Annotated in this window: 14 protein-coding genes and 1 riboswitch; of the genes, 10 read left to right on the top strand and 4 right to left on the bottom strand. The window is 70.7% G+C overall.

Annotated features, from left to right (window positions below):
- Positions 1–136 precede the first annotated feature (136 nt).
- Positions 137–604 (bottom strand): thioredoxin-dependent thiol peroxidase, encoded by a 468-nt coding sequence (bcp, locus tag DEJ49_RS13120; protein ID WP_150184302.1) that lies wholly within the window; start codon positions 602–604, stop codon positions 137–139.
- 159 nt (positions 605–763) lie between these two features.
- Between bcp and DEJ49_RS13115 the strand changes: the two genes are divergently transcribed.
- The 3 genes from DEJ49_RS13115 (at position 764) to DEJ49_RS13105 (ending at position 1991) form a co-directional block, all read left to right on the top strand.
- Positions 764–1084: a DUF3618 domain-containing protein gene (locus DEJ49_RS13115; RefSeq protein WP_190329340.1), complete on the top strand. Its 321-nt coding sequence runs from the start codon at positions 764–766 to the stop codon at positions 1082–1084.
- 103 nt (positions 1085–1187) lie between these two features.
- A complete protein-coding gene (locus tag DEJ49_RS13110; protein WP_055568690.1) occupies positions 1188–1490 on the top strand; it encodes a GroES family chaperonin in 303 nt (100 codons plus the stop codon).
- Between the two features lie 63 nt (positions 1491–1553).
- Positions 1554–1624: riboswitch (guanidine-III (ykkC-III) riboswitch) on the top strand.
- Between the two features lie 46 nt (positions 1625–1670).
- Positions 1671–1991 (top strand): DMT family transporter, encoded by a 321-nt coding sequence (locus DEJ49_RS13105; RefSeq protein WP_150168366.1) that lies wholly within the window; start codon positions 1671–1673, stop codon positions 1989–1991.
- A 14-nt stretch (positions 1992–2005) separates the two neighbouring features.
- Here DEJ49_RS13105 and DEJ49_RS13100 read toward each other — a convergent pair whose 3' ends face one another.
- Positions 2006–2644 carry a hypothetical protein gene (locus tag DEJ49_RS13100; protein ID WP_150188200.1) on the bottom strand — a complete coding sequence of 213 codons (639 nt, stop codon included), beginning with the start codon at positions 2642–2644 and terminating at the stop codon, positions 2006–2008.
- Between the two features lie 253 nt (positions 2645–2897).
- Here DEJ49_RS13100 and DEJ49_RS13095 point away from each other — a divergent pair, with 253 nt between their 5' ends.
- On the top strand, positions 2898–4382 hold the full coding sequence (locus DEJ49_RS13095; RefSeq protein ID WP_190329339.1) for a helix-turn-helix domain-containing protein: 1485 nt from the start codon (positions 2898–2900) through the stop codon (positions 4380–4382).
- A gap of 20 nt (positions 4383–4402) precedes the next feature.
- Here DEJ49_RS13095 and DEJ49_RS13090 read toward each other — a convergent pair whose 3' ends face one another.
- Positions 4403–6970, bottom strand: coding sequence for a transglycosylase domain-containing protein (locus DEJ49_RS13090; protein ID WP_411757157.1), 2568 nt, complete (start codon positions 6968–6970; stop codon positions 4403–4405).
- 207 nt (positions 6971–7177) lie between these two features.
- Here DEJ49_RS13090 and DEJ49_RS13085 point away from each other — a divergent pair, with 207 nt between their 5' ends.
- Genes DEJ49_RS13085 through DEJ49_RS13070 form a run of 4 tightly spaced genes read left to right on the top strand, consistent with a single transcriptional unit; the run spans position 7178 to position 10524 of the window.
- Positions 7178–7999 (top strand): ABC transporter permease, encoded by an 822-nt coding sequence (locus tag DEJ49_RS13085; protein ID WP_150184301.1) that lies wholly within the window; start codon positions 7178–7180, stop codon positions 7997–7999.
- Between the two features lie 7 nt (positions 8000–8006).
- Complete coding sequence (locus tag DEJ49_RS13080; protein ID WP_150188197.1) at positions 8007–8819, top strand: ABC transporter permease; 813 nt, start codon at positions 8007–8009, stop codon at positions 8817–8819.
- A 5-nt stretch (positions 8820–8824) separates the two neighbouring features.
- Positions 8825–9796 (top strand): ATP-binding cassette domain-containing protein, encoded by a 972-nt coding sequence (locus tag DEJ49_RS13075; RefSeq protein WP_150184300.1) that lies wholly within the window; start codon positions 8825–8827, stop codon positions 9794–9796.
- Between the two features lie 11 nt (positions 9797–9807).
- A complete protein-coding gene (locus DEJ49_RS13070) occupies positions 9808–10524 on the top strand; it encodes a DUF1707 domain-containing protein (protein WP_150184299.1) in 717 nt (238 codons plus the stop codon).
- 123 nt (positions 10525–10647) lie between these two features.
- Here DEJ49_RS13070 and DEJ49_RS13065 read toward each other — a convergent pair whose 3' ends face one another.
- Positions 10648–11970 (bottom strand): SGNH/GDSL hydrolase family protein, encoded by a 1323-nt coding sequence (locus DEJ49_RS13065; protein WP_150184298.1) that lies wholly within the window; start codon positions 11968–11970, stop codon positions 10648–10650.
- Between the two features lie 403 nt (positions 11971–12373).
- Between DEJ49_RS13065 and DEJ49_RS13060 the strand changes: the two genes are divergently transcribed.
- Both DEJ49_RS13060 and DEJ49_RS13055 read left to right on the top strand, forming a co-directional pair.
- Entirely contained in the window at positions 12374–13669 is a 1296-nt protein-coding gene (locus DEJ49_RS13060) for a DUF445 domain-containing protein (RefSeq protein WP_223832814.1), read from the top strand.
- A 140-nt stretch (positions 13670–13809) separates the two neighbouring features.
- Positions 13810–15288, top strand: a complete 1479-nt coding sequence (locus DEJ49_RS13055; RefSeq protein WP_150188194.1) for an MFS transporter — start codon at positions 13810–13812, stop codon at positions 15286–15288.
- The last annotated feature ends 53 nt before the right edge of the window (positions 15289–15341 follow it).

The following is a 15341-nucleotide window of genomic DNA, read 5'->3' as shown; positions in this document are numbered from 1 at the left end:
TCACTTGCTCGAAGATGGCCGATGCAAACGAAAGCCCCCCGTGAGGGGGGCTTACATCACATCGGAAGGGGAACTCGGTGCGCCCGGCGGAGTGCTCCGTTCGGATGTGCCGAAGCTGTAGGGCGCCTCAGGTGTCTCAGACGCCGAGGTCCCTGATGATCTTCGCCACGTGACCCGTCGCCTTCACGTTGTAGAACGCGTGCTCGACCTTGCCCTCCTCGTCGACCACCACGGTCGAGCGGATCACGCCGGTCACCGTCTTGCCGTACAGCTTCTTCTCGCCGAAGGCGCCGTACGCCGCCAGGGTCTCCTTGGAGGGGTCGCCGACCAGCGTGACCTTGAGGTTCTCCTGCTCGCGGAACTTCGCCAGCTTCTCCGGCTTGTCGGGGGAGACGCCGATGACGTCGTATCCGGCGGCGGCCAGCACGTCGAGGTTGTCCGTGAAGTCGCAGGCCTGCTTGGTGCAGCCGGGGGTGAGGGCGGCGGGGTAGAAGTAGACGATGACCTTGCGGCCCTTGTGGTCGGCCAGCGAGACGTCCTTGCCGTCGGCGTCGGGCAGGGTGAACGCGGGGGCGGTGTCGCCGGGCTGCAGTCGCTCGCTCATGGGCGTCTCCTCGTAGGGGTGCTTCGCAAAGAGTGTGGTGACGGGGACGAGCGTAATAGGGGTGCCGCCGGGTGCGGCGCGCGTGAAGCTGACAGACTGTGGGGTACAGCTCGTACCAGCTCGTACACATCACACAGCTACGACCACGGAGGCAGCGCGGTGTCGGATGCCAGGACCCCTGCGCAGATCGAGGCGGACATCAAGCGCCGGCGCGACCAGCTCGCCGAGACCCTCGACGAGATCGGGGTGCGCGTTCACCCGAAGACGATCGTCGGCGACGCCAAGGCGAAGGTCGTCGCGGGTGTGGACAACTCGCTGGGCCGGGCGTACGTAGGGGCGAATCGCTTCGTCTCCGACGTGCGCGGACAACTCGTCTCGGAGGACGGTTCGCCGCGCATCGAGCGCATCGTGCCGGTGGCCCTGGTGGCCGTGGGCCTCGTGGGGCTCCTCGTGGTGAGCTCTCGGCGCCGCGGCGCCTGAGTGTGCCGCCCCGGGACCCACTGGCCGCGTCGGTGCGGGTAGGTTCTGGGGCGTGAGCGAGAAGACCCCCAGGACCCCCCACGACGACAAGCTGCCCATCCGCATGCTGCACGACCGCGTGCTCGTGCGGCAGGACACCAGCGAGGGTGAGCGGCGCTCCGGCGGCGGCATCCTGATCCCCGCGACCGCTGCCGTGGGCAAGCGGCTCGCCTGGGCCGAGGTGGTCGCGGTCGGGCAGAACGTCCGGACGGTCGAGCCGGGCGACCGGGTTCTGTACGACCCGGAGGACCGCGCGGAAGTCGAAGTGCGGGGCGTGGCCTACGTACTGATGCGGGAGCGCGATCTGCACGCCGTGGCGGCGGACCGGTTCGAGGGCTCGGAGGACTCGACGGGTCTGTACCTGTAGGGACCGGTACCTGTAGGGACTTATGCGTAAGGGGCTGGTGACCATGGTCACCAGCCCCTTACGCATGCTCTTTGCTACCTTGGAAGGACCCCGACGAGACGCGCCGTACCGGGTTTCCGCAAAGACGACGCACCCCCATCAGGTAACGCGTTCGCGTTTCTACTCGTCGGAGGTGCCGTCATGGCCTGGGTTCTGCTGATCGTCGCCGGACTGCTCGAAGTGGGCTGGTCGATCGGGATGAAGTACACGGACGGTTTCACGCGCCTGTGGCCCAGCGTGTTCACGGGCGTGGGCATCGTCGCCAGCATGATGCTCCTGTCGCAGGCCGCCAAGACGCTGCCGATCGGTACGGCCTACGGAGTGTGGGTCGGTATCGGCGCGGCCGGCGCGGCGGTGCTCGGCATGGTGATCCTGGGTGAGCCGGTCACCGCCGCGCGGATCTTCTTCGTCTGTCTGCTGCTGGTGGCCGTGGTCGGTCTGAAGGCGACGTCCGGTCACTAGCCGGTCAGGGGACCTCAGTACAGCTTGTTGACCGCCGTGGTCGTCGTCTTCTTGAAGGCGGCCACGGGCGCGTCCCCGAAGTCGCCCATCTGCCCCCACTTCACGACGGTGACGGTCCTGCCGTCCCGCCCGACCGACATCAGGGCGATGTCGGTGGCGCCCCCGGACGTCTCGGTGTGCAGGCCGCGGACGCGGGCGCCCTCCTCGACCGGCAGGGTGCCGTAGTCCCGGCCCTCGGCCCGGACGTCGGGGTCGGCCTTCTCGATGCGCTCGGCGCAGGTGCGGACGAGGTCGTCGTAGTGCTTGGCCAGGGCCTTGGCGTGGGCGGCCGTGTCCGCCACGACGGTCAGCTGCGCGGCGTTGGTGTCCACGTCGGTCCGGAACAGGCGGTTCTTGTAGTCGTAGGAGGGCACGCCCTCCGTGCTGACGCAGTAGCCGATCTCGTCCGGGAACCCTTCGGTGACCGGCCCGGCGGTCCAGGACGAGGTCGGGTGCGGCGGCAGCTGGGACGCCGAGAGGAACTTCGGTGCGGCGGCCTGCGGTACGGCGGCCTGCGGTGCGGCGCCGGCGGCCGGGGCGGTGAGGACGGTGCCCGCCGCGAGGGCGGCGACGGCGAACGTGGTGCAGGCGCTCGTACGGATGCGCAGGGACATGGTGCTGGGCATGGGTGTTCCCCCGTGAAGGAGTGCGTGGACGTGGAGTGCCGCGGCGGGACCGGCTGGTCGGCCGGGGTCTGCTCGGTGCGGCACCAAGAGCATCAGCGGTCACGGCCGCCGGGCGCAACGACCGACGCACGATCGAGCGGGGTGGAACCATCCCAGCCCGTCTGACGTGCAGGTATACGGGTGCCTGGGATACCGTCCCGGGCCGCGTGGGGGCGTACGGGCGTACGAGGACGGGGGACCCGTGTCGGCACAGGACGACGGCGACGGCTGCGGCGATGGCGACGGCATCGACGAGGTGGCCGCGTTCGCGGCGTTGCTGACGGAGCTGAAGGAGCGCACGGACCGCAGCTACGGCTCGCTGGCCCGCCGTCTGGGCATGAACACCTCGACGCTGCACCGCTACTGCGCGGGCGACGCGGTACCACTCGACTTCGCCCCCGCGGAACGGTTCGCGGCGCTGTGCGGGGCGACCCCGGCGGAGCGCCTGGAACTCCACCGCCGCTGGCTCCTGGCGGTGGCGGCCCGCCACAGACCCAAGGCGTCGGGCGGGACCACCCAGGGGGACACCGCGGCGGGGGCGGGTGAGGCGGCGGCAGGCAGGACTCCCCAGGAGGCGGCCGCGGCGGAGGCGCATGCGGTGGCGGCAGGCGGGACTATCCAGGGGCGCGGGGAACTGCGCGACAAGCCCCCACCGGGCCGCGGGCCTGAGAGCACGCCCGCCGCCACGGCGGCGGAAGCCGTGGACGACCCGGACACCTCGGCGCCGGAGGCCGTGCACGACGTACCCCCGCCCCGCCCCTGGCACCGCCGAAGACGCCTCATCGCCGGGCTGGCCGCCGCCTGCGCCGTGCTCGCGTCGCTCGGCGCGTTCTCCTTGCTGCCGGACGGGCGGCGGGTGTCCGCCGACGGTCCTGACCGGGTCGCCGGGGCGCCGGAGAGGCGGGGCGCCGCACCCGGTCCGAGCGGCGCCCCCACCTCCGGGCGCCCTTCCGACGCCGACACCCCGAAGAGGAAGAAACCCCCGAAGAAGAAGTCACCGGCGAAGAAGCCGGATACCGCTCGCCCGCCCGGCGCCACCTCCACCCCGCCCCCCGGCGAGAACCCCACCACCCCGCCGCTCACCTGGACCGCCGACTCCCACGCCTGGAAGCTCGGCTGCGGCCACGACTACGTGGTCGCCAGGCCGCCCAGCCAGGTCCCCCCGCCCCCCGCCCCGCAGGACGCCGTGCCCTGGGCGGCGACGCAGAAGGCGGTGCACGGCGGCGAGACGCTCGTGCGTCTTTCGGTGCAGGGGCGCAGCGAGACGGCCGTCGTACTGGAGGAGCTGCGCGTGCGCGTGGTGGGCCGTACGGCACCGGTGAAGGGCAACGCGTACCGCATGGACCTGGGCTGCGGCGGCGCGGTCACGCCCCGGACCTTCGCCGTGGACCTGGACAAGGACCGCCCCATCGCCCGCGCGGTCCCCGGGAACGACACCGGTACGCCGATCCCGGCCGTGCGCATGCCCTACCGCGTCTCGGCGAAGGACCCCGAGGTGCTGCTGGTCAACGCCGGGACCAGGTCGTGCGACTGCCGCTGGTACCTGGAGCTGGACTGGTCGTCACAGGGCCGCAAGGGCACCGTCCGCGTCGACGACGACGGCCGCCCGTTCCGTACCAGCGCCATCAAGGGCCTGCCCCGGTACGGCTACGACACGATCGGGCGCCGGTGGGGGACGTACAACTGACGTACGACTGAGGAACCGCGTCAACCGTCCGTGAGCCCCCCGATTCCCCCGTCGTCCGTCCCGCCGTCGACGGCTCCTCCCGCCGGGTCCGTGCCGCCCGTCGGCCCGCCTTGGGCGCCGCCGTCGGTGGGTCCGCCGATGCCCCCGCCGTCGGTCGGTCCGCCCGTGTTCTGGCCGCCGGTCTCCTGCCCGCCGGTCTGGCCACCTGTCTGGCCGCCGTTCTGGCCACCCGTCTGGCCGCCGGTCTGACCTCCGGTGTCCGTGCCGCCGTCGGTGGTGCCGCCGGTGTCGGGGCCGCCGTCCGTGCCGCCGTCGGTCGTGCCGCCGGTGTCGGGCCCGCCGTCCGTGCCGCCGTCGGTGCCGGGCTCGTCGGTGCCGCCCGTCGTCGGGTCCGGGACCTCGGGAATGTCCGCGCCCTGCTCCAGCTCCAGGTCGAAGTCCTTGACGGGCTTGCCCTTCAGGGCTGCCTTGGTGAACTGGGCCCAGACGCGCGCGGGGTAGGCGCCGCCGTTGATACGGGTCTCGCCGAGCGCGCCGTACAGCGGGGTGTGGGCGCCGGTCTCCGGGTCCTGACCCATGACGGCGACGACCGTGGCGAGCTCGGGGGTGTAGCCGGCGAACCAGGCGGCCGTGTCGTTCTCGGCCGTGCCGGTCTTGCCCGCGGCCGGGCGGCCCGCGCCCTGCGCCGCTGTGCCGGTGCCGCCCTGGACGACGCTCTGCAGGACCGACGTGGTGGTGTCGGCGGCCTCGCGGGTCACGGCCTGCGAGGTCTTCGGCTCCGGCAGCTCGATCTCGCTGCCGTCCTTGCTGATCTTCTCGACGAGGGTGTACGTGCCGTGCTTGCCGTGGTTGGCCAGCGTCGCGTACGCCTCGGTCATGTCCAGGACGCTCGCGGTGGAGGGGCCGAGCGCGATCGATGGGGACGCGGTCAGGTCGGGGGTGTTCCCGGGGACGCCGAGGGCGACGGCGGTGTCCTTGACCTTGTCGGAGCCGACGTCGACGGCCATCTGCGCGTACACCGAGTTCACGGACTTGTCGGTGGCGGTGCGGACGGTGATGTCGCCGTAGTCGATGTGGTCCTCGTTCTCCGGGGCGTACGTGCCGCCGCTCCAGCCCTGCACCGGCCGCTTGTTGGTGCCGTCGTACACCGTGTTCGGGGTGATGGGGCGGCCGTCCTGGGTGACGGAGCCGTTCTCCACGGCGGAGGTGAAGACGAAGGGCTTGAACGTGGAGCCGACCTGGTAGTCGCGCCGGGTCGCGTTGTTCACGTACTGCTTGGTGTAGTCGATGCCTCCGTACATCGCGACGACCTTGCCGGTGGCCGGGTCGATGGAGGCGCCGCCCGCGCGGACGTTGCGGTCGACCTTGCGGGCGCCCTTGTCGACCTTCGACATCACCTGCTTGTCGACGGCCTCCTTGAAGGCGTCCATGCGGTCCTTCTGGAGGGTCGTGGTGATGCGGTAGCCGCCCTTGGCGAGGGTTTCCTCATCGATGATCTTGTTGGCCGTCAGATAGTCCTCCACGGCCTTCACGACGTAGCCGCGCTGCCCGGACAGGCCCGCCGCGCCCTTGGCCTCGTCGGGCGTCGGGAACTTCGCCTTCGCCCGGTCCGACTTGCCGAGCCAGCCCTCGGTGACCATGCCGTCCAGGACGTAGTTCCAGCGGCCCGCCGCGCGCGGCTTGTTCTCGGGGTGCGTGGCGACGTCGTACGCGTTGGGGGAGTTGAGGAGCGTGGCGAGGTAGGCGCCCTGGGCGACGGAGAGGTCCTTGACGTTCTTGCCGTAGTACGCCTGGGCGGCCGCCTGCACGCCGTACGCGTTGCGGCCGAAGTAGCTGGTGTTCAGGTACCCCTCGAGGATGTCGTCCTTGCTCACCTCGCGGTCCAGCTTGATCGAGATGAAGAACTCCTTCACCTTGCGGGTGACCGTCTGCTCCTGCCCCAGGTAGTAGTTCTTCACGTACTGCTGGGTGATGGTGGAGCCGGACTGCTTGCCCTTGCCGGTGACGGTGTTCCAGGCCGCGCGGATCATCGCCTTCGGGTCGACGGCCGACTCGCCGTAGAAGTCGCGGTCCTCGGCGGCCAGCACGGCGCGCTGGACGTGCAGCGGCACGTCCTTGAGGGGCACCTTCTCGCGGTTGACCTCGCCGTCGCGGGCGATCTGGGTGCCGTCGGCGTAGAGGTAGACGTTGCTCTGCTTGGTGGCCGCGGAGTTCGCGGCCGGGATGTCGACCAGCATGTAGCCGGCCATGAAGCCGCCGACGCACAGCAGGATGATCAGGATGAAGCCGCCGAGGACCATGCGCCAGGTGGGGAAGATCCGCCGCCAGCCCTTGCGCTTGGGCCGCTTGGGCTTCTTGCCCTTCTTCCCGTCGGCGGTCCCCTCGGTGACCGCCCCGGAGGCGGTCCCGGCGGTCCTGGCGGCCACTTGCGGGGTCTCCGCCGTCGCCCCCGTCTCCGCCGCTTCCGCCGCTTCCGCCGCCTCCGCGGTCTCAGCAGTCTCAGCGGGCGTGTCCTGCGGCTCCCTGGACGCCCAGCGCGGGCGCCGGACAGGACCCTGCTTGCCCTGCTGCTGCGGCTCGTCGCTCATCTCTTGCGGAACTCCCGGTTAGCGTCGTACATCCCGTACGCCTCGTAAACCTCTTGCAACCCCGTTGCAACCCCATTGGACACCGTTGCCACAGGCGTTCGTGACCAGGGACGCGCCACGCCCCGAAAATGCCTGGCACGGGCGACCCCTATCGCACTACGCTCCAGCGCTTTGGCCCCATTCGGGACGAAGCCCACGGTGAAAGGGATGCTCGTGCGCGCAGGACGGTTCCGTTTGTACGCGGCCGTCACGGAGGGCAGCTTCCGCAGGTACGCCACGTATCGGATGGCGACCGCGGCCGGGATCTTCACGAACACCGTCTTCGGCCTGATCCTCGCCTACACCTACCTGGCGCTCTGGGACGAACGGCCCGGCCTCGGCGGCTACGACCAGTCGCAGGCCCTCACCTATGTGTGGCTCGGCCAGGCGCTGTTGACCGTGATGGCGCTGATGGGCGGCGGCTTCGAGGGCGAGCTGATCGAACGGATCCGCACCGGCGACATCGCCGTCGACCTCTACAGACCCGCCGACCTGCAGCTGTGGTGGCTGGCGGCCGACGTGGGCAGGGCGGCGTTCCAGCTGATCGGCCGCGGCATCGTCCCCATGGTCTTCGGGGCGCTCGTCTTCGACCTGACGCTGCCCCCGGACGCGCTGGGCTGGCTGGCGTTCCTGGTGGCCGCCGTGCTCGGCGTCGTGGTCAGTTACGCGATCCGGTACCTGGTGGCGCTCTCCGCCTTCTGGCTGATGGACGGCGCGGGCGTCACCCAGGTGGCGATGCTCGCGGGCACGTTCTTCTCCGGGATGCTGCTGCCCCTGAACGTCTTCCCCGGCGCCCTCGGCGAGTTCGCGCGGGCCCTGCCGTGGTCGGCGCTGCTCCAGATGCCCGCCGACGTGTTCCTCGGCGAACGCTCCGGGACGGCGCTGCTGCGGACGTACGCCTTCCAGATCGGCTGGGCGGCGGCGCTGCTCACGGTCGGGCGGCTGCTGCAGGCCGTCGCGACGCGGCGGGTGGTGGTGCAGGGTGGCTGACGACGACATGTCGCCGCTCCGTGAAGGGCTGCGCGCCTACCGCCTGATCTCCGCCATGTGGATCCGCTCCCTCATGGCCTACCGTCTCTCCTTCGCGATGACCGCGCTCGGCAACTTCGCGGTGACCGCGTTCGACTTCGTGGCCATCCTGCTGATGTTCTCCCAGGTGGACCGCCTCGGCGGCTACTCGCTCGCCGAGATCGCGTTCCTGTACGGCGCCTCGTGCACCGCGTTCGGCCTCGCCGACGTCGCCCTGGGCTCCATGGACCGCCTCGGCAGACGGGTGCGGGACGGCACGCTGGACACGCTCCTGGTGCGCCCCGCCCCCGTGCTCGCGCAGGTCGCCGCCGACCGGTTCGGGCTGCACAGGGTCGGCCGGCTCGCGCAGGGCACGCTCGTCCTTGCGTACGCCCTCGTCGTCCTGGACATCGACTGGACCCCGCTGAAGGTCCTGATGGTGCCGCTGATGCTGCTGTGCGGCGCGGGGATCTTCGCGGCGGTGTTCGTGGGCGGCGCCGCGTTCCAGTTCGTGGCGCAGGACGCGGCGGAGGTGCAGAACGCGTTCACGTACGGCGGCACCACGCTGCTCCAGTATCCGCCGACCGTCTTCGCGAAGGACCTGGTGCGCGGCGTCACGTTCGTCCTGCCGCTCGCGTTCGTGAACTGGCTGCCCGCGCTGTACGTGCTCGGGCGCCCCTATCCGCTGGACCTGCCGTCGTGGGTGGCGTTCACACCGCCGCTGGTGGCCGCGGCGCTGCTCGCCCTGGCGGGCGTCGTGTGGCGCGCGGGCCTTCGTTCGTACCGCAGCACAGGGAGCTGACAGAGATGACTGATGACCCCCTCATCCGGCTGGAGGAGGTCGAGAAGGTCTTCGACGTCCGCAGGAAGACCGGCTTCCTGCGGCGCGAACGCCACGAGGTGCGCGCGGTCGACGGCATCTCGTTCACCGTCCCGCGCGGTGAGATGGTGGGCTACATCGGCCCGAACGGCGCGGGCAAATCCACGACGATCAAGATGCTGACGGGCATCCTCACCCCGAGCGGCGGCCGCCTGCGCGTCGCGGGCATCGACCCCTCCCGTGAACGCACGCGCCTGGCCCGCCGCATCGGCGTGGTCTTCGGCCAGCGCACGACGCTCTGGTGGGACCTGCCGCTGATCGACTCGTACCGTCTGATGCACCGGATGTACCGCATCCCGGACGCCCGCTACGCGGAGAACCTCGCCCGCTGCGTGGAACTCCTCGAACTGGGCGACCTGTTGGACGTTCCCGTACGCCAACTCTCCCTGGGCCAGCGGATGCGCGGGGACATCGCGGCGGCGCTGCTGCACGATCCCGAGGTGCTGTACCTGGACGAGCCGACGATCGGCCTGGACGTGATCAGCAAGGCGAAGGTCAGAGGCTTCCTCCGCGACCTGAACGCGGAATCGGGCACCACCGTCCTCCTCACGACCCACGACCTGACGGACATCGAGCAGCTCTGCAAGCGCGTGATGGTGATCGACCACGGGCGTCTGATGTACGACGGCGCGCTGTCGGGCCTGCACGAGGTGGGCGAGAGCGAGCGCACGCTGGTCGTCGACCTGGAACGCGAACTCCCCCCGATCGAGGCGGGGTCGGCGGCGCGGGTGGTGAAGGTGGAGGGCCCGCGCCAGTGGTTGTCGTTCCCGGCGTCGCAGTCGGCGGCACCACTGCTGGCGCACATCGCCGACCGCTACCCCTTGCTGGACCTCTCCGTCAGGGAACCGGACATCGAGGCGGTCATCGCGAAGATGTACGCGGAGAAGCCGACCTCGTAGGCTGCGGAGCTATGAGTGACGACGACCACCGCACGCCTCCCCGCCTCCCGGACCTGCGCGCCTCCGACGCCGACAGGGAACGGGTCGCCGAGCAGCTCAGGGACGCGGTGGCCGAGGGCCGCCTCGACATGACGGAGTTCGAGGAGCGCCTGGACGCGACGTACAAGGCGCGGACGTACGGCGAGTTGGAGCCGCTCACCCGCGACCTCCCGTCGCACGAGGCGGTCACGGCAAAGGCGGACCTGGTCAAACACGCCGCGAGCGCCGACCCGATCGCCATCAACTGGTCCGAGCGCATGGTGGAAGGCGCCGAGCCGTCCTCCTCCCTCGGCTTCGCCTTCTGGAGCGGCTTCGGCCGCAAGGGCAGCTGGGTGGTGGGCCGGCAGTTCACCGCGTTCGCGATGTGGGGCGGCGGCGAGATCGACCTGCGCGAGGCGCGCTTCACGGACCGCGACGTCGAGATCCGCTGCTTCACGATCATGGGCGGCCTCCAGGTCGTCGTACCCCCCGACATGACGGTCGTGGTACGCGGCTTCGGCATCATGGGCGGCTTCGACGACAGAGCCACGGGCGAGGGCACGCCGGGCTCCCCGCGCGTGGTCGTCAAGGGCTTCGCCCTGATGGGTGGCGTAGGCGTGGACAGAAAGATCCGCAGAGCGGAGAAGCTCCGCCAGCGGGAGGAACGCCGCAGGGCGCGGCTGGAACGCCGCGCCAACCCGGACGACTGACCCCGCTGCGCGACCGGCTGAACGTCGGGGGTCGAGGTGGTGCCGGTCAGGGGCGCGGGGAACTGCGCGAACGGCCCCCGCCGGGCCGCACCCGGTGAACGGCCCACCCCCGCGGAGCGGAGGTCAGAGCTCGGCCGCGGCCGAGCCCTTCAGGTGCGAGAGGTTGAACGTCTCAGCCATCCGCCGGAACCCCGCATCGGAAGGATGCAGGTGATCCCCCGAGTCGTACCGCCCCCGCAACTTCCGCGGATCGTACGGATCCCGCAACGCCCGGTCGAAGTCCACGAACTCGTCGAAGACCCGCCCGGACCGGATCTCCGCGTTCACGGCCTGCCGCACGTCCTCGAGCGCGGGCTCGTACCCCCGGTGCCCCCCGAACGGCATCAGCGTCGCGCCGACGACCCGCAGCCCGCGCGTATGCGCCTGCCGGGTCAGCTCGCGCAGCCCCTCGACGATCCGGTCCGGATCGTTCTGGTGCGGGTTGCGCAGGATGTCGTTGACGCCGAGCGCGATGACGACCGCCTTGACGCCGGTCCGGTTCAGCACGTCCCGGTCGAACCGTGAGAGCCCGCTGGGGTTGACGGCGGGGTTGCCGAGCCCGTCGGAGAGGATGCGGTTGCCGCTGATGCCCTGGTTCACGACGCCGTAGCGCGGCGCACCCGACTCCTCGCGCAGCCGGTCGGCGAGGACGTCGGTCCAGCGCCGGTTGGCGCCCATCGTGGAGGAGATGCCGTCGGTGATGGAGTCACCGAAGACGACGACGGTCCCGTCGGTCTCGTTGCTGAGGACGTCCACCGCGGAGAGGTAGCGCCAGTACGGGCTCTGCTCCGTGTACGCGTCGCCGAGCTGGTCCTCCGTGCGGTCGCCCTCCGCCACGTAGCTGATCTGGCGGGCGTGCGGGTGGTAGGTGACGGGGCCCGACGGGGTCGGTGAGTACGTCGTGACGAGCAGGTCCGCGTCGTGCGGCACCCGCAGCCGCGCCGCGTCGCTCATGACCTGCGCGCCCGGCGGGATCACCACCGACGTGTTGCCGTTGAAGGTGAGCCTGCGCAGCGTGCCGGCCGCGGCGGCGGGGTTGTTCGACGCGGAGGCCAGCGCGATCGACGCGTGCGTGATGCTGAGCGGCGTCCTGCCGTACAGGTTGGAGAGGGTGATGCGGGCGCTGCTGCCGCCGACGCTCGTGTGCACGACGTTGCGGATGGAGCGGCCCGCGAACCCCTTCTGCTCCGTGCCCGGTTCGGACCCCGCGGGGGAGGCGGACCAGGAGCCCACCCAGATGCCGGAGGAGGCGGGTGCGGCGGAGTTGCGGGGACCGCTGGGACCCGCGCTGATCGTGTCCTTCGAGCCGTCGTCGGTGCCTGCGACACCGACGTATATGGCTGCGGAAATCACCACTATGACCGCGAGAACCGCGGCGAGAAGGGCATAACCGTGTCGCTTGGTCATGCGGGCTCTTTCTCCTCGGGCAGGGGGAGCCCCGAGGCTCCGGTGTGATCACCCCATGATGCGGCATGGGCCGTGAGGCGGCCGACACTGCCCCCCTCCGTCCAGTGAGACGCCGGGAACTTGTCGGGCGTTCCAGGAGTAGGTCAGGAAGGGGCGTAGGACACAGTCGATGGGGACAATCGGGACAGAGGACGGGACGCAGGACAGGGGAACGGTACGGACGGCTACTAGGTGAACGGACCAGGTGGAGCGAGTGGAACGCGCAAATGCGGAGGAACCGGCTGAGGTGCACGGCGATGAGCATGCCCGCGGGGGTGGCGCCGCAAGCCGGGCGCTCCGGGCCGCACCGGACGCCCCGGCAGGAAGCACGGGGGTCGGTTCCACGGATGGCCTAAAGGCAGCGGTGCGGGAGCCGCGCGCGCCCCGGGCCCCAGGCGGCCTCACCTACAGCCCCGCCGACGAGGAGAAGCGGCGCGGCGTCCGCCGTATGAAGATCACGGCGACGGGCCTGCTCGTCTTCGTCGCCGTCGTCTACGTACTGGCGAAGTGGGCGCAGCACTCCGGCGCGGGCCCCTGGGCGGGTTACGTGGCCGCGGCCGCCGAGGCGGGCATGGTCGGCGCGCTGGCCGACTGGTTCGCGGTGACCGCGCTGTTCCGCCACCCGCTGGGCCTGCCCATCCCGCACACGGCGATCATCCCGAACAAGAAGGACCAGCTGGGCGCCTCGCTGGGCGACTTCGTGGGGGAGAACTTCCTCTCCGCCGACGTCGTACGCGACCGTCTGCACGCCGTCGGCATCGCGGGCCGCCTGGGTGCCTGGCTCGCCGAGCCGGCGCACGCGGACCGGGTGACGGCCGAGCTCGCGACGGCCCTGCGCGGCGCCCTGACCGTCCTGCGCGACTCCGACGTGCAGGCCGTCGTCGGCGAGGCGATCACGCGCCGCGCGGACGCCCAGGAGATCGCCCCCGGCATGGGGAAGATGCTGGAGAAGGTGGTCGCGGACGGCGGCCACAAGCGGGTCGTGGACCTGGTCTGCGTACGGGCGCACGACTGGCTGGTGGAGCACGGCGACTCGGTGATGGACGCGGTGCAGGGCGGGGCGCCCGGCTGGACCCCGAAGTTCGTCGACAAGCGGGTCGGCGAGCGGGTCTACAAGGAACTGCTCCGCTTCGTCACCGAGATGCGGGACATGCCGGGCCACCCGGCGCGCGGCGCCGTGGACCGATTCCTCGCCGACTTCGCCGCCGACCTGCAGTCCGACTCGGACACGCGGGAGCGCGTGGAGCGGCTGAAGCGGGAGGTCCTCGGACGCGATGAGGTCCAGGACCTCATCGCCTCCGCCTGGTCGGCCGTGCGCGCGATGATCGTCGCCGCGGCGGAGGACGAGCGCAGCGAGCTGCGCCTGCGCGTGCGGGCCTCGCTGCTGTCGCTCGGTGCGCGGATGGCGAACGACGCGCGGCTCCAGCAGAAGGTGGACGGCTGGGTGGAGGGCGCGGCGGTGTACGTGGTGACGACGTACCGCGACGAGATCACCTCGCTCATCAGCGACACGGTGGCGGGCTGGGACGCCGAGCACACCTCGAAGAAGATCGAGGCGCACATCGGCCGCGACCTGCAGTTCATCCGCATCAACGGCACGGTGGTCGGCTCGCTGGCGGGCCTTGCGATCTATACGGTGTCGCGGCTGCTGGGGGCGTAGGCGCGTAGACGCGTAGGCGCAGTTCAGCGTGCGTGAACGGAGGTTCGCTGGGCACTCTGGAGGAGCCCCTCGACGTCGAGGCGGCCGTCGTCCGTGCTCTGCCCCCGGCGACGTGGCTGCAGCGGAAGGAGTCACCCGCCATGACCGCGTCGTCCACGCCTCCCAAGCCGCCGCCCGCGCAGAGCGCGGAGAACACCGTCACCACAGCGGTCCCCGCCCGCCTGGACCGGCTGCCCTGGTCCCGCTGGCACTGGATGATCGTGATCGGCCTCGGCACGGTCTGGATCCTGGACGGCCTGGAAGTCACCACCGTCGGCAACATCGCGAGCCGCCTCTCCGAGGAGGGCAGCGGCCTGGCGATCAGCTCCGCCCAGGTCACCGGCACGGCGGCGGCCCTCTACGTGGCGGGGGCCTGCGCGGGCGCGCTCTTCTTCGGCCGCATGACGGACAAGTTCGGCCGCAAGAAGCTCTTCATGGTCACCCTGGCCGTGTACCTCGCCGCCACCGCCCTCACGGCACTCTCCTTCGACGCCTGGTGGTTCTTCCTCTTCCGCTTCCTGACGGGCTTCGGTATCGGCGGCGAGTACGCGGCCATCAACTCGGCGATCGACGAGCTGATCCCGTCCAAGTACCGCGGCCGCGTCGACCTGATCATCAACGGCAGCTACTGGCTGGGCGCGATCGGCGGCTCACTGCTCTCCGTCGTCATGCTCAACACGAGCATCTTCCCCAAGGACCTCGGCTGGCGGCTCACCTTCGCCCTCGGCGTCGTACTCGGCCTGGTGATCCTGCTCGTACGCCGACACGTGCCGGAGAGCCCGCGCTGGCAGTTCATCCACGGTCACGGGGAGGAGGCGGAGCGCCTGGTCACATCGGTGGAACGCGAAATCGAGTCGGAGAAGGGCGAACGCCTCCCGCCCCCCGACCACGAGATCACCATCCACCAGCGCAAGAGCATCGGCTTCGGCCTGATCGCGAAGACGGTCTTCCGCGAATACCCGAAGCGTTCGATCCTGGGCCTGTCGCTCTTCATCGGCCAGGCGTTCCTCTACAACGCGATCACCTTCGGCTTCGGCGCGATCCTGACCACGTTCTTCGACGTCCCGTCCGGCAACACGGGCTACTACTTCGCCGTCATCGCCGCCGGCAACTTCCTCGGCCCGCTCTTCCTCGGCAAGCTCTTCGACACGGTCGGCCGCCGGATAATGATCTCGTCGACGTACATCCTCTCCGGCCTCCTCCTCTTCGCCACGGCCTGGCTCTTCGACCGCGGCTCGCTGACCGCGACGACGCTCACGGCGTGCTGGTGCGTGGTCCTGTTCTTCGCATCGGCGGGAGCGAGCAGCGCGTATCTGACGGTCTCGGAGATCTTCCCGATGGAGACCCGCGCGATGGCCATCGCCTTCTTCTACGCGATCGGCACGGCGGCGGGCGGCATCAGCGGCCCGCTCCTGTTCGCCGAGCTGACGGAGTCGGGCGTGGTCGGCGACACGGTCCTCGCGTTCCAGATCGGGGCGGGCCTGATGTGCGCGGCGGGTCTGGTGGCGGCGGCGCTGGCGGTGAACGCGGAGCGGAGGTCGCTGGAGGACATCGCGAAGCCGTTGTCGGCGGCGGAGTGACCTGGAGTGCCTGTATCGGATGATGCGCACCGTGTGGCGGTCCTCGTCCGGGA

The organism is Streptomyces venezuelae (assembly GCF_008642335.1).
Lineage (GTDB): Bacteria > Actinomycetota > Actinomycetes > Streptomycetales > Streptomycetaceae > Streptomyces > Streptomyces venezuelae_F.
Note: the sequence above shows the minus strand (reverse complement) of the source record. Positions and strands in the feature narration are given on the sequence as shown.